15 protein-coding genes are annotated in these 18,510 nt (G+C 44.7%); 5 read left to right on the top strand and 10 right to left on the bottom strand.

Annotated elements, in window-relative coordinates:
• Positions 1 to 64 precede the first annotated feature (64 nt).
• The 3 genes from btsR to ACYX4N_RS15730 form a co-directional block, all read right to left on the bottom strand.
• The gene (gene btsR, locus ACYX4N_RS15740; protein ID WP_474854163.1) at positions 65 to 793 is read right to left on the bottom strand and encodes a two-component system response regulator BtsR; all 729 of its coding nucleotides are present in this window, start codon (positions 791 to 793) and stop codon (positions 65 to 67) included.
• Positions 794 to 795: 2 nt separating this feature from the next.
• Positions 796 to 2,484 carry a LytS/YhcK type 5TM receptor domain-containing protein gene (locus ACYX4N_RS15735; RefSeq protein WP_476054686.1) on the bottom strand — a complete coding sequence of 563 codons (1,689 nt, stop codon included), beginning with the start codon at positions 2,482 to 2,484 and terminating at the stop codon, positions 796 to 798.
• Positions 2,485 to 2,606: 122 nt separating this feature from the next.
• Positions 2,607 to 4,100 carry a carbon starvation CstA family protein gene (locus ACYX4N_RS15730; RefSeq protein WP_476054685.1) on the bottom strand — a complete coding sequence of 498 codons (1,494 nt, stop codon included), beginning with the start codon at positions 4,098 to 4,100 and terminating at the stop codon, positions 2,607 to 2,609.
• A 346-nt stretch (positions 4,101 to 4,446) separates the two neighbouring features.
• Between ACYX4N_RS15730 and prfC the strand changes: the two genes are divergently transcribed.
• The 3 genes from prfC (at position 4,447) to ACYX4N_RS15715 (ending at position 8,571) form a co-directional block, all read left to right on the top strand.
• A complete protein-coding gene (gene prfC, locus ACYX4N_RS15725; RefSeq protein WP_474854170.1) occupies positions 4,447 to 6,036 on the top strand; it encodes a peptide chain release factor 3 in 1,590 nt (529 codons plus the stop codon).
• Positions 6,037 to 6,069: 33 nt separating this feature from the next.
• Positions 6,070 to 7,800, top strand: coding sequence for an arginine--tRNA ligase (gene argS / locus ACYX4N_RS15720; RefSeq protein WP_476054682.1), 1,731 nt, complete (start codon positions 6,070 to 6,072; stop codon positions 7,798 to 7,800).
• A gap of 204 nt (positions 7,801 to 8,004) precedes the next feature.
• On the top strand, positions 8,005 to 8,571 hold the full coding sequence (locus ACYX4N_RS15715; protein WP_476054681.1) for an NADPH-dependent FMN reductase: 567 nt from the start codon (positions 8,005 to 8,007) through the stop codon (positions 8,569 to 8,571).
• Between the two features lie 42 nt (positions 8,572 to 8,613).
• On the opposite strand, the gene ACYX4N_RS15710 is transcribed toward ACYX4N_RS15715, so the two are convergent.
• The 5 genes from ACYX4N_RS15710 to ACYX4N_RS15690 form a co-directional block, all read right to left on the bottom strand.
• Positions 8,614 to 9,285 (bottom strand): pentapeptide repeat-containing protein, encoded by a 672-nt coding sequence (locus tag ACYX4N_RS15710; RefSeq protein WP_476054679.1) that lies wholly within the window; start codon positions 9,283 to 9,285, stop codon positions 8,614 to 8,616.
• Between the two features lie 62 nt (positions 9,286 to 9,347).
• Complete coding sequence (locus tag ACYX4N_RS15705) at positions 9,348 to 11,198, bottom strand: methanol/ethanol family PQQ-dependent dehydrogenase (protein WP_476054678.1); 1,851 nt, start codon at positions 11,196 to 11,198, stop codon at positions 9,348 to 9,350.
• Positions 11,199 to 11,441: 243 nt separating this feature from the next.
• Positions 11,442 to 12,077, bottom strand: coding sequence for a response regulator transcription factor (locus ACYX4N_RS15700; RefSeq protein ID WP_476054676.1), 636 nt, complete (start codon positions 12,075 to 12,077; stop codon positions 11,442 to 11,444).
• A gap of 105 nt (positions 12,078 to 12,182) precedes the next feature.
• Positions 12,183 to 13,439 carry a DUF2891 domain-containing protein gene (locus tag ACYX4N_RS15695; protein ID WP_476056461.1) on the bottom strand — a complete coding sequence of 419 codons (1,257 nt, stop codon included), beginning with the start codon at positions 13,437 to 13,439 and terminating at the stop codon, positions 12,183 to 12,185.
• A gap of 59 nt (positions 13,440 to 13,498) precedes the next feature.
• Complete coding sequence (locus tag ACYX4N_RS15690) at positions 13,499 to 14,542, bottom strand: PLP-dependent cysteine synthase family protein (protein WP_476054675.1); 1,044 nt, start codon at positions 14,540 to 14,542, stop codon at positions 13,499 to 13,501.
• 409 nt (positions 14,543 to 14,951) lie between these two features.
• On the opposite strand from ACYX4N_RS15690, the gene ACYX4N_RS15685 reads away from it, so the two are divergent.
• A complete protein-coding gene (locus ACYX4N_RS15685; RefSeq protein ID WP_476054674.1) occupies positions 14,952 to 16,166 on the top strand; it encodes an endonuclease/exonuclease/phosphatase family protein in 1,215 nt (404 codons plus the stop codon).
• Between the two features lie 122 nt (positions 16,167 to 16,288).
• Here the strand turns inward: ACYX4N_RS15685 and ACYX4N_RS15680 are convergent, their stop codons facing one another.
• Positions 16,289 to 17,137 (bottom strand): DUF417 family protein, encoded by an 849-nt coding sequence (locus tag ACYX4N_RS15680; RefSeq protein ID WP_476054672.1) that lies wholly within the window; start codon positions 17,135 to 17,137, stop codon positions 16,289 to 16,291.
• 231 nt (positions 17,138 to 17,368) lie between these two features.
• Between ACYX4N_RS15680 and ACYX4N_RS15675 the strand changes: the two genes are divergently transcribed.
• A complete protein-coding gene (locus tag ACYX4N_RS15675) occupies positions 17,369 to 17,827 on the top strand; it encodes a hypothetical protein (RefSeq protein WP_476054671.1) in 459 nt (152 codons plus the stop codon).
• An 83-nt stretch (positions 17,828 to 17,910) separates the two neighbouring features.
• Here ACYX4N_RS15675 and ACYX4N_RS15670 read toward each other — a convergent pair whose 3' ends face one another.
• Complete coding sequence (locus ACYX4N_RS15670; protein WP_474808049.1) at positions 17,911 to 18,369, bottom strand: hypothetical protein; 459 nt, start codon at positions 18,367 to 18,369, stop codon at positions 17,911 to 17,913.
• Between the last annotated feature and the right edge of the window lie 141 nt (positions 18,370 to 18,510).

The following is an 18,510-nucleotide window of genomic DNA, read 5'->3' as shown; positions in this document are numbered from 1 at the left end:
GTTTCATGGTTTTAAAGCATCAGGTAATAGCTTAACTGACTTTTGGAAGCTCTGTTTGCAGAGATTATAGTTCCAACAACGATTTCAGCTTTTTGAGGTATCGACGGCTAACGGGTATCGAATCTCCCGTCGCCATTAGAAGCGTAGCAAGGCCATTATCCAAGAGTTTAATTTCCGCCACACAGGATAACCTCACTAAGTATTGCCGGTGACATCTTACAAGCGCGGTTCTCTCTTCTAAGGTCTTTAATGTGAGTTGCGTGTCTGCTAGTTGCTCTAAAGTTTTAACATGTACGCCCGCCACATCACTATATGCAAAATGAATATCTGATTCAGGTAATAGCAAAATGCGCTGATGGCCCACGCAGGGAATATGTATCAACGTAGGTGAGGCGATTGTGTCGATACCAGTCTGGGGAAAACTTCTCTTTTTCAGCCTTGTAAGTGTTTTATTGAGCCGCTCTGGTTCTACTGGTTTTAGTAAGTAATCAAACGCATTATCCTCAAATGCCTGAAGAGCATACTGCTCAAACGCGGTAACCAATACAACATAAGGCATGGTGTCTATGTCAAGCATAGCTAACATATCTAGCCCCGAGAGCTGAGGCATTTCTATATCTAGAAAAATAACGTCTGGATTGTATTGTTTTATTAAAGCTAACCCTTCTATTGCGTTTGCTGCCTCGGCTAAGACTTGTACCTCATTGGTTTCGTTTAGCAACTGGCAAAGCTCATCTCTGGCGAGAGGTTCGTCATCAATAACAATTGCCCGAAATACTGAATTCTTGGTCATGGTTAGCTCTGATAAGAATGAAGGGTATGTGGGATAGAGAAAGACATACGGGTGAAGTGGTTAGTCCGACACTCGATTACCAGGCCTGCTTGTTGGCCAAACTGATGAATAAGCCGTTTATCTACAATATCTATTCCTAAACCCGCGTTTTGCTCTTTCTTGGGTTTATATAAGCCAGCATTATCTTCGACAAGAATGTGAATATGGTCATCTGCTGTACATCGTATATTTAAAGATAGGTGCCCCCCCTCTATGCACTGAGCGATGCCGTGCTTGACCGCATTTTCAACTAATGGCTGTAGCGTAAAACTAGGTAAAAGTGCTGACATTGCTGCTTCGTCGTATTTTACAGTGACTTGCAGGCGCTCCGCAAAACGCGCTTTCTCAATCGCCAGATAAGCATTAACGTGGTCAATCTCTTCTTTCAGGGTAACAATTGCTGTATTTTGCTTTAGGTTTATTCTAAAAAAGCGCGATAAGCTTAGCACGAGCTCTCTGGCCTTTTTGGGGTCGCGGCGGATAATAGCGCTAATGGTATTGAGCGCGTTAAAAAGAAAATGCGGGTTTACCTGTGCATGTAACAGCTTTATCTCTGATTGAGAGAGTAGATCTTTTTGTTGTTGATATTGGCCGTAAACTATCTGACTAGACAGTAATTGAGCGATGCCTTCTGCCATAGATAGCGTAACCGTCGACATAAACTTCCGTTTGGGTTCATAAAGCTTGATGGTACCCACAACTTCAGAACCAGAGTGGAGTGGTATAATTAACACGGAACCGAGCGGACAGTTTTTGTCTAGGGTGCATTGATAAGGAAGCTCAGCGCCGTCTAAATGTACTATCTTGTTATTGTTTAGAGACTCCATGGTACTTGATGATGAGATGGGCGTATTTGGCAGGTGATGATCTGCTCCCGTTCCGATAAATGCTAAAATTTTTTCTTTATCGGTAATTGCCACTGCGCCTACATTGGTTTCTTCATAAACAATGCGCGCAATTTTTTCTGCGTTTACCGGAGTAAATCCAGACGTAAGTATACCCACTGAGCGGTCTGCGATGGACAGTGCCCTACGTGAAAAAGTAGCAGAGTACTTTTCAAATATCGTTTTCTTGTCAGATAAGATACTGATAAAAAGTGCGGCCCCCACAGTATTTGCAATTATCATAGGTGCGGCAATAGCACTGACCAGGGCGTAAGACTTTTCAAAAGGTTGTGCAACGGTAAGTAGAATAGCCATCTGAAATAGCTCTGCGACAAAGGTAACCACGCCCACTTTCCATGGATTAAACAGATCCAAGCTCTTATTCTTTTTGACGTAGTAAATGTGCACTAGGCCACCAATCAAGCCTTCTAGTGTAGTGGAGATAGCGCAGGCCAGATCCGTAAAACCTCCCAATGAATAACGATGTAGGCCGCCGGTTAACCCTACGGCAAAGCCAACTATTGGCCCGCCTAGCAACCCACCTATGACAGCGCCAATGGCCCTAGTGTTCGCTATAGCATCGTCTATTTGCAGACCAAAATAGGTACCCAACACACAAAATGAAGAAAAAACTAAGTACACCAAGTAGCGGTGCTTGCGGTGGGAGGAAATACTGAGAATAGGAAGGAAAAGCGGTGTTTTACTGAGCATGTACGCCAGTACAAGATACACACACATTTGTTGAAGTAGTGAGAGTATGAGTTCCATGCTTGCCAATATTACCGCCAGTTAAAGGTGAGCCTCATTATAACCCATTTAAAACGTACAAAATAAATAGCCGCCCCATCTGAAGGGCGGCTCATCATAATGTCTGTATTTCGATTATTAAGTTACGCGTCCGCTGGTTGGGTGGACTTTTCAGCACTTACAGACATAGGTTCAAGTGGGGCTTCGCCTTTCCCTTTAGAAATTCGAATGACATACACTGTGGTAATCAATGATGCAACGAGCCCGATGATTGTCGATACATTCATCGCCATACCGAAACCCAAGGTATCGTTATTTAAAATAAAAGTTACACAAACGGCAGTCATAAAGATAGCCGGCACCGTGGTGATCCAATGCAGCTTATTGTGTCTAAGTAAGTACGCAGAGGCAGTCCACAACATCATGACGGCTGTTGCTTGGTTGGCAAACCCGAAGTAGCGCCAGATAACACCGAAATCGACTTGGGTGAGGATACCGCCCAGAACAAATAAAGGGGCAGCCATAAATAGTCGGTTACGTATACCTTTTTGTTCAACGTTAAAGTACTCAGCCATAATGAGACGGCTTGAACGAAAGGCGGTGTCGCCTGACGTGATAGGCAAAATCACCACACCAAGAAAGGCAAGTATGCCACCCACAACGCCCAACAGTCCGAATGAAGAAGCGTAAACAACGTTTCCAGGGCCACCGTCTGTAATGGCTGCCGATAGTCCTTCTAGATTATCGAAATAAGAAAGGGCAATCGCACACCAGATAAGGGCAATCACGCCTTCACCTATCATTGCACCAAAAAACACGAAACGTCCATTTTTCTCGTTTTCCATGCAGCGGGCCATTAGTGGAGATTGGGTAGCGTGAAACCCGGAAATAGCGCCACAAGCAATAGTAATGAAAAGCGCTGGCCACAGCGGCATATCGTTAGGGTTTAGGTTAGTTAGCATATCGCTTGCTGAAAACTGACTTAAAATTGAGTGCTGGTCAGAATAGCTGGCTGCGGCTAATAAACCTACTGACATGAAGATTAGAAGTGCACCGAAAAACGGATAAAAGCGACCAATAATTTTATCTACAGGAACTATGGTTGCCAGTATGTAATAGGCGAAAATAATAGCTACCATGGTGCCAACTTCAACCTGCCATGATGTCTGGTCGTTGACTAAATTTGTGATCATACCTGCGGGCGCTGAGACAAAAACCACACCTACCAGCAGAAGCAGCACAATAGCGAACAAGTTCATAAAGTGTTTAGCGCCTCGGCCCAAATAACGGCCAGATAAGCTAGGCACTGACTCACCATTGTTGCGAACTGACAGCATGCCAGAGAAGTAGTCGTGAACAGCACCGGCAAAAATGCAGCCTAATACAATCCAAAGCATTGCTGCTGGGCCATATAGCGCCCCCATGATAGGACCAAAAATAGGGCCTACACCAGCAATGTTGAGTAGCTGTACGAGATATACCTTTGGTGTAGACATAGGAACAAAATCTACACCGTCTTTTTGGCTATGTGCAGGAGTAGGGCGTGCAGGTGTGACGCCAAATACCTTTTCGACAAAGGCGCCATATATAAAGTAGCCTGCAATAAGCGCGGCTACACAAATCAAAAACAATATCACAGGGCATTGTCCTTATTTTTATAAATAGGGTTTATAAAAAGGGTCTCTTTCTTATGTTGTAAACGCTGTGTACAACAATGTTTGAAATAGGTTAACGATATGAAAGTGTGTATGCATGGAAAAAAGCAGTGAGCGGTCGCATAGCAAATTAAGCGGTAGGGAGTATGTAATTTCGCTCTACTGTTACGAGCAGTAAAATGCTAAAATCCGCGCAATTAACTACCAAGCCGTATCAAGCGTTTTGCCGCAATACTAAATTTGCGCGGAAAAGCATTGCTTATCCGTTATAAAACGCGCCTGTAAATAATTGTTTTACAGGGATAATAGATAACGAAGATAAGTATTGATGTCAGATAAAAAGCTTCTTGAAGAGATTAAAAAGCGACGTACGTTCGCAATCATATCGCACCCGGATGCGGGTAAAACCACTATTACTGAAAAAGTACTGTTGTTCGGGCGCGCCCTGCAAACGGCGGGTACTGTAAAGGGGAAAAAGTCGGGTCAGCACGCTAAGTCTGACTGGATGGAAATGGAAAAAGAACGTGGCATCTCGGTAACGACCTCAGTCATGCAGTTTCCTTACAGCGACCACCTGGTAAACCTGTTAGATACCCCGGGGCACGAAGATTTCTCTGAAGATACCTATCGCACACTAACGGCGGTTGATTCGTGCCTTATGGTAATCGACGCGGCTAAAGGTGTAGAAGACAGAACCCGTAAGCTAATGGAAGTTACCCGTTTGCGCGATACGCCAATTGTGACTTTTATGAACAAGCTAGACCGGGATATTCGCGATCCTATGGAACTGCTTGATGAAGTAGAAACTGAGCTTGATATACTGTGCGCGCCAATCACGTGGCCAATTGGCTGTGGAAAAAGCTTTAAAGGTGTATATCACCTTCACCGCGATGAGACTATTTTGTATCAAAGCGGTCAGGGTCACACTATTCAAGATGTGCGTATCATTAAAGGGTTGGATAACCCAGAGCTTGATACCGCAGTAGGAAGTGACCTAGCTGAAACCTTGCGTGACGAGCTTGAGCTTGTACGAGGTGCATCAAACGAATTCGAGCAAGAGCTTTTCTTGGAAGGCCAGTTAACGCCAGTATTTTTCGGTACAGCATTGGGTAACTTTGGTGTTGACCACATGCTTGACGGATTGGTTGAGTGGGCGCCTGCGCCACTTGGTCGTGAGACCGAAGAAGGGACTATTGAAAGCACTGACGGCAAGTTCAGCGGTTTCGTCTTTAAGATTCAAGCCAATATGGATCCGAAACACCGTGACCGTATCGCGTTTTGTCGCATAGTGTCGGGTAAGTACGAGAAAGGCATGAAAATGCGCAACAGCCGTCTAGGCAAAGATGTGCGTATTTCTGATGCACTGACTTTCTTAGCAGGCGATCGTGCTTTACTAGAAGAAGCTTATGCTGGGGATATCATCGGCTTGCACAACCACGGTACTATCCGAATTGGTGACACTTTTACTTCGGGCGATAACTACCGCTTTACAGGCATTCCAAACTTTGCGCCAGAGCTATTTAAACGTATTCGTTTGAAAGATCCACTTAAGCAAAAACAGCTGCTGAAAGGCCTTATTCAGCTTTCTGAAGAAGGCGCAGTTCAGGTGTTTCGACCCCTTGCAAACAACGATTTGATCGTAGGCGCGGTTGGTGTGCTTCAGTTTGATGTGGTAGTGGCACGACTAAAAGCCGAATACAATGTAGATGCACTTTACGAGCACGTGAACGTTGCAACAGCCCGTTGGGTTTACGCGGATGATGAGAAGAAACTAGACGAGTTCCGCCGTAAAGGTGAGCAGAACCTTGCCCTTGATGGAGGCGACAACCTGACGTACATCGCGCCAACAATGGTGAACCTGCAGCTATCGCAAGAGCGTTACCCAGATATTCAGTTTACGAATACGCGCGAAAATTAAGCTAGAAAGAATTAATTAAAGACAATATACATTATGAACATACATGCACTATTAGTTAACCGTTTCACTGAAGCTTTACAAGAAATGGGCGTAGATAATGCGCCAGTGCCAGTTTCGCGCAGTGCTCGACCTGAGTTTGGTGAGTATCAGTTTAACGGCGCTATGGCATTGGCCAAGCAGCTTAAGCAAAAGCCTCGAGATATTGCAGAGAAGATTGTTGAGACCGTTAAGCTTGACGATATTGCCAGTAAATTAGAAATGGCTGGACCTGGCTTTATTAACGTACATTTAAACGACGATTGGCTGTCTAATCAGTGTGAGCTATCGTTAACCGATCCGCGTTTGGGTATTGCAAAGTCAAAAGAGCAAAACATTGTAGTAGATTATTCATCGCCGAACTTAGCCAAAGAGATGCACGTAGGTCACCTGCGTACCACCATTATCGGCGATGCAGTAGTTAAAGTACTCGAGTTCTTGGGTCACAACGTAATTCGTCAAAATCACATGGGCGATTGGGGTACCCAGTTCGGCATGTTGCTTGCGCACCTGTCAGACAAGCTTCAAGAGGAAGTGGCGGAAACTGCGCTGTCTGACCTTGAAGACTTTTATCGCGAAGCCAAAGTACGTTTCGATGAAGAAGAAGGCTTTGCTGACCGTGCCCGTGAATACGTAGTTAAGCTGCAGGGCGGTGATGCACAGTGTCTAGCGCTGTGGGAAAAGTTCATTGATGTGTCTATCGCTCACTCAGAAGAAGTTTATGACAAGCTAAACGTAAGCCTTACCCGTAAAGATATTATGGGGGAGTCTGCGTACAACCACGACTTAGCTAATGTAATCAGCGACCTTAAAGCAAAAGGTATTGCGGTTGAAGACCAAGGCGCACAGGTGGTGTTTATTCCTGAGCTTGCCGATAAAGAAGGTAACCCGGCTGTTTATATCGTTCAGAAGTCGGGTGGTGGCTATCTTTACGCAACTACTGACCTCGCAGCAATGCGCTATCGCAGTGGCAAGCTAAATGCCGACCGTACGCTTATTCTTACAGATGCTCGCCAAGCCCTGCACTTCAAGCAAACTGAAATTGTAGGCCGCAAAGCAGGCTTCATGAAAGAAGAGCAAACTTACGAGCATTGCCCGTTTGGTATGATGCTAGGCAGTGACGGTAAGCCATTTAAAACCCGTACTGGCGGCACGGTTAAACTGGTCGAATTGCTTGATGAAGCCGTTGAGCGTGCGGGTAAACTTATCGCAGAGCGCGACAACGATTTAAGCGAAGACGAACTTAGAGAAGTTGCTCGCAAGGTAGGTATTGGCGCAGTAAAATACGCTGACCTATCTAAAAACCGTACAACTGATTACATGTTCAACTGGGACTCAATGTTAAGCTTCGAGGGTAACACGGCACCTTACCTTCAATATGCGTATACCCGTGTGAAAAGCTTGTTCAGAAAAGCGGGTGTTGATATGGCAACTATGCCGGTAGATATCAATATAGTTGAGAAACAAGAGCATGCGCTAGCAGTGTTATTGATGCAGTTTGAAGAAGTGATTGGCATGGTATCTCGTGAAGCGACACCTCACGTATTGTGTACGTACCTGTACGATGTGGCTTCAGCATTCATGACATTCTACGAAGCTTGCCCAATGTTAAAAGACGGCATTGAGCCAACTGTACGTGATAGCCGCTTAGCGTTGTCAGCTTTGGTTGCCAATACGCTAGAGAAAGGATTAACTCTACTTGGCATCGAAACACTAGAAAAAATGTAGTGTTCGCGGTACAACATAGGTAGTGATATTGAAAAGGCTGACATTGATTGTCAGCCTTTTTTTATGCTTAACGCTAACTACCAAGAGAGCTAGCTTGTCGGTCTCACTAATTAATTTGGTATTTCAAATAAAACCGATAGGCCAACACATCTTTATAAATAAGAAGACTAAATTATCTATTCAAATTAAGGACAGGAAACCCAAATGACTAAGATCCTTGCATTTGCAGGCAGTACCCGTAAAGGTTCGTTTAACCAGGCTATTGTTAACGTCGCTGCTGAAGGCTCCCGTGAAGCTGGCGCAGAGGTTACCGTTATTGACCTAGCCGACTATCAAATGCCAATATTTAATGAAGACGAAGAGGCTGAATTTGGCATGCCTGAAAAAGCGCAGGCGTTCAAAGAATTGCTAATGAGTCATGATGGTTTTCTTATAGCATCACCAGAATACAATTCTAGCTACCCAGCACTGCTGAAAAACGCTATCGATTGGGCATCGCGCATGGGAGAAGGCGAAAAGCCACTGCAAGCGTATCGCGGTAAAGTGGCCGGCATTATGGCCGCGTCGGCCGGCGGGCTGGGCGGTATGCGTGTGCTGGTGGTACTGAGAATGCTGCTCGAAAACTTAGGTACTATGGTCCTGCCAAACCAAAAAGCTATCGCGAAGGTCAGTACGCTTATGGAAGATGGCGTAATTACCGATGAAAAAACGATTAAGCAGCTCAAGAATTTGGGTAAAGAAACAGCTGAGTTGGCTGGTAAACTGTCTTAGACGTGAGCGACCTTGCTAGAGCAACCCCAAGGGGGCTCTAGCTTACCAGTCAATCGGACAATTTATACATTCGTCCATGAAAGTGCCCTGAAATGTTGCGTAGTGGATGCGCGTGCCTGTTAGGTTCGCTCGATACAAACTTGCATCGTTCAGTTTTGCTTCCTGAATATTGGCGTTAATGAGTGAAGCACCTTCAAAGTTTGCTTTGTTCATCCAAACTTGCTCTAGGCGCGCGGCACGTAAGTTGGTGTTTACCATTGTCGCACCTGATAAACGCCCTTGGTCTAGGTTGGCACCTGAAAAGTTGGAGTTGGTGAAATCAACCCCTTGACCGAAAAGCGCCCAGCCATCTACACCTTCTAAGTTAGCGTTGCGAACTTTTGAACTGCGTAAATCTGCATGTTTTAAGTTGGCGGTAGCTAAATCAGCGTGGTCTAGGTTACTTTTCTTAAACGTCGCGTAGCTTAAGTTGGCGTGCCTTAAATTGGTTTTGTGGAACTTAACGTTGGTGAATACTGCCCCGTGCAAATTTGCATGGCTCAAATCAGCACCGCTTAAGTCAGTATTGCTGCATACTGTCTTTGGTTTTATTTCGCATCCGTTGATAATTTTCACGTCATCTTCGAAATCGGGAATGGCACTGGCAGTTGCTGAATATAGGGCGACAAAAAATAATACTAGGACTTGTTTGGTTGTTTGAAAACGTAAGCGCATGAGAGCTCCTTAATGCCGAGAGGCGTTTTCACTGCCTCTCGGCTTGGTTTGCAAATATAAAGCTATTGTTTAGCTACGTTTTGCTTTTTATTGTGATTAGGAAGTTTAAATACCCAGAACGAACCACCTTGCGCGACAGGTTTGGTGAGTTCAGCCATATCTCCTCCCCATAGAGGTACTGCACCACCATACCCTGACGCTAAGCCGATGTATTGCTCACCATCCTCTTCCCAGGTTATAGGGCATGAAATGATGCCCGAGCCCGTTTGGAACTTCCAAAGTTCTTCACCGGTTTCCTCATCGAAAGCTTTGACGTAGCCATCGCCCGTTCCGGTAATAATGAGTCCGCCTTTCGTCGCCAGTACCCCAGCCCACATAGGAAGTTTCTCTTTGTGCGTCCATTTAATTTCACCTGAAATAGGGTCTACGGCACGAAGTACGCCCACGTGGTCGTCATACATGCGCTTAATTCTAAAACCCTGTCCTAGGTAAGCTGCACCTTTCTTATAGGTCACTTCTTCCGTCCAGTAGTCTTCTTTCCAGTGGTTTGCGCCCATATAGAACCAGCCGGTATTCTGGCTGTAGGCCATCGGGTTCCAGTTCTTCCCGCCCAAGAATGGAGGCGATACCTCTATTGACTTTCCTCGTTTTTCACCCGGCTCAGGCAGTGGTGGGCGTTGTCCGTCTACTTCAACTGGGCGACCCGTGTCAGGGTCTATGTGTGTGGCCCACGTAATGTTATCTACAAAGGGAAAGCCTCTGATGAATTCACCGTTTTGTCTGTTAACTACATAGAAAAAGCCATTTCTGTCTGCATGAGCCGTCGCTTTTACGAGCTTTCCATTATCGTAATAGTCAAATAGAACAAGTTCATTGTTGCCAGAGAAATCCCATGCGTCGTTAGGTGTATGTTGATAGAACCATTTAACCTCACCAGTGGTTGCATCTACACCTACTTGTCCGGAAGTATAGAGGTTATCCCAATCTCGCGGATCGCCGCCTTTGGCGGTGCGTTTCCATGTATTCCAAGGAGCGGGGTTACCTGCACCAATGATGATAGTGTTAGTTTCAACATCGAAACTTGCACTCTGCCATGGTGCTCCACCACCGTGGTGCCAAGCCTCAACCATTTCGCCATTTTCATCTTTCGGCCATGTTGTCACTTCGTATGAACCGCCAGTAGGTGTGCTGTCTTTTCCATTTAATCTGCCCATGTGCCCTTCAACAAATGGACGCATCCAAATCTCTTCACCGGTTTCAGGATCGCGTGCAAATAGTTTTCCTACAACGCCAAATTCATCACCTGATGAACCGTGGATAAGCATGACCTTTCCTGACTTTTGGTCTTTAACAATTGTAGGTGCCCCCGTCATGGTGTAGCCTGCACGATAGTCTTCAAAGCGCTTCTTCCATTTTACTTTGCCCGTTAGCCGGTCAAGGGCAACAACGCCAGCATCCAGCGTACCGAAAAAGACTAAGTCACCATAAATTGCTGCGCCGCGATTTACCACGTCACAACAAGGTCGAATACCTTCTGGAAGGCGGTGGGCGTAGTCCCACAACTTCTTACCTGTTTTTGCTTCATAGGCGTAGATACGGGAGTAGCTACCGGTTACATAGACAATACCGTCGTACACTATTGCCTGGGATTCTTGACCCCGTTGCTTTTCATCACCAAAACTCATCACCCAAGCCGGAGATAGCCTGTGTACATTTTCTTTGTTGATTTGATCAAGTCCGCTGTAACGCTGAGCTTCTGGACCCATACCATACATCAGCACGTTCTCAGGCGTCTTGGCATCATTTTCAATGTCTGCCCATGTCACGCCATCGTCCGCATATAAATGTGAACTCGTACCTAAACCAATAATTACGCTTAAGGCCAATGAAGCCTTTGAATAGAACTTAGCCATAGTTTTGTTTCCACTGTTACCTTGATGTTGTGTTAACAGTATGTAACTAAGTAGAGGCTCTTATAAACGGATTCCGTCCTTCAAAACACGGGAAAAATTCCCTTAGATTGAAGTGCAATGAAAACGCTAATATATTGATTTGCATGAGGTATCTTTATCATGAGACGAAGTCAGTACCAAAGGGGTATAAAAAAGATACGAAAGTACAGGGAAGTTTTCCCGACCTTGTTTAGTGGCGCTTGTTTAGCTGGCAATTTTGATATAACCCTGCTTTATGGCAAGGTGAACAAACTCGGCATTTGTCTGTAGCTCAAGTTTTCGCTTGAGCTGGGTGATAACGTTTGAGACCGTCTTTTCAGAAATATTGAGGCTTTCTGCAACCTGTTTTCGACAGAGGCCGTTCGCTATTCCAAGGAATATATCTAACTCTCTTTGTGTCAGATCTGTTAAGTTGCTTCCGGAATGTGACAGGTTGAATGTGGCGAGTTCAATTGCAGTATTGTGTTCCAAATAACGCCGGCCTTTAATGATAGATGTCACCGCGCTTATCAGCACATCAGGTTCACTTTGTTTGCTAACATAGCCCATTGCCCCTAGCTTCATAGCTCTATCGATGATGGAAATATCATCGAACATGCTGAACATAAGTACTTTTGCGTGCTTCCAGCGCTGAATAATGTATTCCGCTAGCGTAAGTCCGCTGGTGGCTCCTAAATTAATGTCTAAAATAATGAGGTCGAAGTGGTTGGTACGAAGTGCATTTGTGGCTTGCTGCGCATTTTTTGCATTGGTGACGACAGCGCCTTCGATTACCGAAGATAACAGCGTAGAAAAGCCTTCTCTCACTATTGCGTGATCATCAACAAGTAAAATTTCCATAGCTGCGCTTTATTCATATCACCATAGAATGAGCATGCCACGGTAGGCGTGTGAGACGAATAGCACTTTAGTGCCCATTCATCTCACACTTTAGTAGGATATAAGTTAATTCAAACCGCGCTGTGTTTCCAAGTAGCTGGCAAAGCTGCCAAGCCAATGGCTTCCCATGTAGTGCATATCACCAAACACCGCGTTTAATCCTGCTTCACGATGTGCTTTTAGCGTTTTCTCCAATACAGGTAAGCGTGCGTCATCGTCTGGTAAAGCACTCATGATGCCTTCAATCATCCACGCACGACTGATATTCAGTCCGTCTAGGTGGGCAAGCTTACCGTCTGTTTTGTCTGTCACGGTCGCAGGCGCTAGCCAACTTGATGTTTTAGCGGTTAGGTCTGGAAAAAATGCTGAAAGCCATTGGCTGTAGTCTTCTTTAGCCATTACTCGGCGCATTAGGTCAGCTTCGGCCAAACACGGTGATAGGAAATCCTGCCCTGAGGGTTCGTAGGCTAGGGGGCATTGCTTATCAGCCTGGTAATACTCTTTTACTCTAGATGTAAGCAGGGCTTCAAAGTCCTCGTTATCTGCTACCTTCGCCCAGTCTAACATTAGTCCAAAAGCAAAGGCGGTTTGGCTGTGTTCACCCGTTCGAATAGGGTAAGCCAATTTAGGTAACCATGCGCTTACTCTTGCCACAATTTCTTCCTCAAGTGGCAGTAGCGTGTTTAGCCATACCCTTGCTTGTGGAATTGATGATTGACGCAATTCCGCGGTTAATTGTAGAAACCAAGCAAGGCCATAGGGGCGCTCAAATGACGCATTGTTTTCGCGGTTAAGGCTAGCCAGTTCACCTTGAATGTTCTCTGTCGTAAAGCTGATATTTAGCTTTTCAATGATCTCGTCTTTATCCACCGCGTCTTGTGCCGTATTTAACATCCTTACCAAAAGCCAATGGCCATGGACTGACGAATGCCAGTCTAAACAACCATAAAATGCCGGGTAGAGTTTATTAGGTGCTTTAACGTCGTCGGCACTATTCATCATGTGTTTTACAACATTGGGAAACTCTTGATGAATACAGTGAAGTGCAAGATTGGCAAAAACGCTTTCGTAGTTGTTGTTAGAAGTACCTGTGGAGTAGCTTGCATCTGTCTTAGTACTGCTGGTGCTAACGCCTTCAGCTGTCGGTATGCTAGTAGCGAAAGCGTTGTGAGTAGCGACTATCGCAGTTAACGCAACACTGCTGCGAATAATGTTCTTTATTTTCATCTTTATTTTCATCATGGCTTCGTGAGCTTTTTCAATTACAAATCTATCGCTAATGTATAGTGAACCATGATTTGAATAAAGTGCTGCGCGACATATAGCGTGCCAGCACTTTAAGTAGCAGCTTAAAATATAAACCAAGCTGCCTTATTTTTATTTCAGCTTTCGATACTTTCTAGTTTTTCAGTAAACACACTTGTACAACCAATATTGTTTAGTACCCACTGTTCGTTGTAATAAGTGTCACCATACCTTTCCCCGCTATCGCACATAAGCGTTACAATAGAGCCCGCTTCGCCCCGCTGCTTCATTTGTCCAGCAATACTTAATGCGCCCCATAGATTTGTGCCAGTAGAAGGGCCGGCTTTTATTCCCATGGTATTGTTTAACCAATGCATCGTAGCAATACTGGCCGCGTCGGGAACTGCAATCATGTCGTCTATAACGTCATGCTGAAAAGAGGCTTCCACTTTGGGGCGTCCAATTCCTTCTATGCGGCTTCCTCGGTTAGCAGTAAGTGTATGATCCTTACTCTTGAAGCTATCAAAAAACACACTGAATTCTGGGTCTACTACAACGAGTTTTGAAGCGAGGCCTTTGTATCGTATGTAGCGGCCTATGGTTGCTGATGTTCCGCCTGTACCTGCACTCATAACCACGGTGTGTGGTACAGGGTGGGGTTCGGCTTTCATCTGCTCAAAAATACTTTCAGCAATATTATTATTGCCGCGCCAGTCCGTAGCGCGCTCAGCGTAAAGGAACTGATCCATAAAGTAGCCGTTAAGTTCTTTCGCTACCTTAGTGGCTTCGCTGTGCATTTGTGTAGGGCAATCTACAAAGTGACACTGTCCGCCATATCGCTCAATAAGCGCGATTTTACTTTGTGCAGTTGATTTAGGCATGACAGCAACAAACGGAACGCCAATCATCTTAGCGAAATAAGCTTCAGACACCGCTGTACTGCCTGATGAGGCTTCAACAACAGTGGTTCCCTCTACAATTTTTCCATTACACAAAGCATACAGAAAAAGGGAGCGAGCCAAACGGTGTTTCAAGCTGCCCGTGGGGTGAGTGCTTTCATCTTTTAGATAGATGTCGATACCTTGAAATGCTATTTGCTCAAGCTTTATCAGATGGGTGTCTGCAGAGCGCTGATAATCTGCATTGATGGTATTAATCGCTTTTGAAACCCAGCTTTTCATAACACTTCTCTCTTCCTATTAAATTCTTGTTCATTACTTCCAAATGCGTGCAGCAGTTAAAGTCAGGGAGAGTTTTACTCACTAGACTTCAGAAAAAGAATATCAGTGCATTATGAGTAATAGATTCTATTATTCCATTCTATGCATGTTTTTGTGCAATATAATTTTTATTATTTTCTTAAGGTTGAAATTATTTTTTAAATTAATTGTGGGGAAAAGAATTTGAGAGATTAACTAACCCAGGGCTGTGAAGGCAATGGCAAAAAAATAGCCGCAATTGAGGTAACTTTAGGTAAGGTTCATTGCTCCTAACGCTAAACAGATCCTAGCTATTCTTCGGTACAAAATAGTATAGAATCCTCATCTATATTGGTATCGTTAGCAAACGACTTTATTTAAAGGTAACAACATGAAAATTAGGGCGCTTTTCTTTGTAACAGCTCTTTTACCCGCATTGTGCGTATCCACTTTGGCTTATTCAAAAGATCAGCAAATGCTAAAAGTCGCTACGTTTAACGTAAGTATGGAAGCCACCAACTACAAAGCCTTAGGCATGAATCCGAGCGACAAAGTACTTCAACACGTTCTATCTACAAGTGATCACCCTCAAGTTAAAAATATTGCTGAGATCATTCAACGAGTGAACCCTGATATTTTGATGTTAAACGAGTTTGATTACATTGCAGATAAACGCAAAGGGGTAGAGGCTTTTATAGAGAACTACCTGAACGTTTCGCAGCGTGGCCTAGAGCCAGTGGATTACCCTTACACCTATGTAGCGCCAGTAAACACGGGCGAGCCCACCACCTTCGACTTAGACAATAATGGTAAGGCAGAAGGTATTGGCGGTGATGCCTATGGGTTCGGATTATACCCAGGTCAATACGGTATGGCGCTACTGTCAAAATACCCTATTGATGTGGATAGTATCCGTACCTTTCAGACATTCAAATGGCACCATATGCCTCATCCCCAAGTACCTATTATTCCTGATGAAAATGGCAATGTGGACAACGGCACTCCTTGGTACGATGTAAACGAATGGGAAGCATTGAGGTTAAGCTCAAAGTCCCACTGGGACGTGCCAGTGAAAGTGGGTGATAAGACCGTACATGTGTTAGCAATGCACCCAACGCCACCTAATTTTGATGGGAAAGAGGACAGAAACGGTAAGCGCAACTTTGATGAAATAAGATTGATGGCAGATTACCTTTCTCCCGACAAAGGCGCATATATCTATGATGACACGGGCGAAAAGGTTAGCCTAGCAACCAGTACGCGATTTGTGCTTGTAGGCGATTTTAATGCTGCTGATATCGGGGACAAACACAGAGAAGGTGTAATAGAACAGCTAACTGAGAACCCGCTCGTCAATAACGACACAATTCCAACAAGCGCAGGTGGTGCGGGCGCATCCGGCGCTGCGTTTAGCAAGCGTTTTACCGCCTATTGGGGCGCCAGAGCCGACTATGTTCTACCATCTCGGTATGGATTTGATGTACATGATGCAGGCGTTTTTTGGCCTGCTAAAACAAGTGACCTGTATCGATTAGTTAAAGACCGTGCTGCCAGTTCAGATCATAGATTAGTCTGGGTAAGCTTGTCGGTAGAACAAGATAAATAAAGGCCATTAATCGATTGCCCATTAATTACCTGTTGTTTTATATCACTTGAAGTGGCCGCGCCAAGCGGCCTTATGTAGCCCAATTTAGCCTAATTTAGCCCATTTTAGTCTAGCTGCGCTTTTCAGTTTTGATCTGACACCGAGTTAAATATTGTGAAGTAGGCAACTACCGCTAAATTAGCGACAAACCAAAGGTCTTTAATAACGAACTGACCTAAACGGTTAACGATGGTGGCACTATTAAAGGTATCCGGCACAGTAAACAAAAAGGTTTGTGTCATCAGAAAAACGGATAAACAAGCTATTCCACTCGCAATAATCATTGGTTTGTTCTTAGTGTAAATACCCACGCCTAAAACAAGCGCAAAGAAGACGTCAAAACCTCCTATTACATTTGATGCTCCCTGTACACTGAACACATCATAAAGCCACGACATAAACGGCGAGGTTTCTACTAACCCCACAATCGCATTGGCTTCAAACTCGAAAAACTTCATGCTTCCTATCCATAGTAAAACCATGGCTACAGGTGCAAAGTTAAGGTAAGTCAGCTGTTTATGCGAAATTTTGTCGCGATAAAACAAGAACAGAAAAAGCGGTAATACTGCGAAGTACTTGATGATGCCTTGACCACTTCCAATAATCGGAAAGCCGCCTAAATCAGCCATCCATCGTCCGGGAGATAACAACGTGAGTAGGGGGATTGCGGTAACCAATGCGGCGAATAGCGTAACCGCTTTTGCTGACACTAGCTTAAATCGTGCTGCAAATGTCATTAAGGCAAGCAGCAATAATGTAATCCCAGTGATAGCACCAAGTGCACTTTCACTAACCATTGCGCCTAACGAATAAAAGTTAAAAGTCGTTATTAGTGCATTGGGATTTGCACCCAATAAAAATGTTAGGCCAAGAACAGCGAAGCTGAAAGTTATTAAGGCGGTTACCAGGTTTTCGGTTTGGTGTAGTGTCATAAAGCATCCGTAAATACTGCAAGTTTTGCGAAGTGTATGAAGAGACCCGCCTAGGTATCATTAAAATTTCATAGGCTCGATAATTTATTAGGCATAGCGCAGCGCACGAATAAGGATTTATCGAAAAAATAAGAACTTATCTAATAGCCGTGGTCATAGGTATCGCAGGTTTGAAAAAACGTGGCCTTTAAGTAGTGGTTGTTTAAAAAGTAAAACAAATAGAGGGAAAGAATGAAACAGGCAAGCGTTAAGATACAGCATCGGTTTGGGGCCTGGTTGGCAGTGGGCTTGGGTGCAACTTTAGCGGCTTGTGGTGCGCGGCCCCCAGAAGTCATTGAACAGCCGATAGCAAGTGTTGAAGAAGTTGAAAAATTAGAGCATGTTGTTGATACCTCATTGCCTCTGGTACAGCAGGCCTATTCTATTGAGTCTGAAAAAGTGTGTGATAAACAAGGTGGTGACTGGAAGAAAGTAGGCCGACAGCAGGCGTACACTTGTGTTTTACCGGCGAATGATGCTGGCAATGCCTGCAATGACAGCAGCGAGTGCGAAGTGGCTTGTGTTACGGAAAACAATAATATAGAAGCGGGAGAAAAGGCTCGCGGCGTGTGTTTAGAAAGTACGGACTTATTCGGCTGTAGAGCCTATGTGTCTAACGGGGTTGTGGAGCATACCTTGTGTGTTGACTAAGGTGTTATTGTGCAAACAAATGTTGAGCAAACGAGCGTTAAATGAAGCGCACGCCACCGGCAATGCGCTTTATGAAAAATGCGTTAATTAACGTTCGGGAAATCGAGTCTGTCCAGTTCACTTGCCGTCTCATTACATTCGCCTAATAAGTGCAGCCTATCTTCAGTTTGATGCGTATCGATTTCTATATAGCCTGTTTGGCAATAACCTGTTTCATCCAATTTCTCATCAAGAGAGGCATAGAGTTGCTCAGTCATTCTATCGCTGCTATCTGACGAATTTTGTGATGAGCCTCCTCGGTTTTCCTGTCCTCCACGGCCGCCACGACCACCGCCTTCACCCCCTTGACCACGGCCGCCTCTGCCGCCACCTTTAGCGCCTTCTCGCGGTTTCATTAATGGAATGCTAAAAGCGAAGAGTTTGGTACCGTCCTGCTTGATTTTCGTTTCAAAGAATATTTCATCCATGTCTAAAGGTGGTGGCCTATGAGCACACGCACTGACAATTAACGAAGTCGTTATGACTAATAGTGTTTTTTTCATTTTATTTTACGCTTATTTGAACCACGTCACTTTGAGATTCGAACGCCTCTTTAGTTGCAGCACCCAGTGTAAGTTTTAAGTAAAGTGTGGATTTGTTTTTTAAGGTATAGCATTCTCGCGGTGCGCTTATTGTGCAACACT

It is taken from the genome of Alteromonas sp. ABH4_452, from assembly GCF_056311825.1.
This window is presented reverse-complemented; position numbering and strand designations above follow the sequence as displayed.

Coding starts and splice junctions, on each gene's coding strand:
- ACYX4N_RS15675 (WP_476054671.1), top strand. CDS start 17,369: ATGAAACAGGCAAGCGTTAAGATACAGCATCGGTTTGGGGCCTGGTTG.
- btsR (WP_474854163.1), bottom strand. CDS start 793: ATGACCAAGAATTCAGTATTTCGGGCAATTGTTATTGATGACGAACCT.
- ACYX4N_RS15710 (WP_476054679.1), bottom strand. CDS start 9,285: ATGCGCTTACGTTTTCAAACAACCAAACAAGTCCTAGTATTATTTTTT.
- ACYX4N_RS15685 (WP_476054674.1), top strand. CDS start 14,952: ATGAAAATTAGGGCGCTTTTCTTTGTAACAGCTCTTTTACCCGCATTG.
- ACYX4N_RS15735 (WP_476054686.1), bottom strand. CDS start 2,484: ATGGAACTCATACTCTCACTACTTCAACAAATGTGTGTGTATCTTGTA.
- argS (WP_476054682.1), top strand. CDS start 6,070: ATGAACATACATGCACTATTAGTTAACCGTTTCACTGAAGCTTTACAA.
- prfC (WP_474854170.1), top strand. CDS start 4,447: ATGTCAGATAAAAAGCTTCTTGAAGAGATTAAAAAGCGACGTACGTTC.
- ACYX4N_RS15670 (WP_474808049.1), bottom strand. CDS start 18,369: ATGAAAAAAACACTATTAGTCATAACGACTTCGTTAATTGTCAGTGCG.
- ACYX4N_RS15690 (WP_476054675.1), bottom strand. CDS start 14,542: ATGAAAAGCTGGGTTTCAAAAGCGATTAATACCATCAATGCAGATTAT.
- ACYX4N_RS15700 (WP_476054676.1), bottom strand. CDS start 12,077: ATGGAAATTTTACTTGTTGATGATCACGCAATAGTGAGAGAAGGCTTT.
- ACYX4N_RS15705 (WP_476054678.1), bottom strand. CDS start 11,198: ATGGCTAAGTTCTATTCAAAGGCTTCATTGGCCTTAAGCGTAATTATT.
- ACYX4N_RS15715 (WP_476054681.1), top strand. CDS start 8,005: ATGACTAAGATCCTTGCATTTGCAGGCAGTACCCGTAAAGGTTCGTTT.
- ACYX4N_RS15680 (WP_476054672.1), bottom strand. CDS start 17,137: ATGACACTACACCAAACCGAAAACCTGGTAACCGCCTTAATAACTTTC.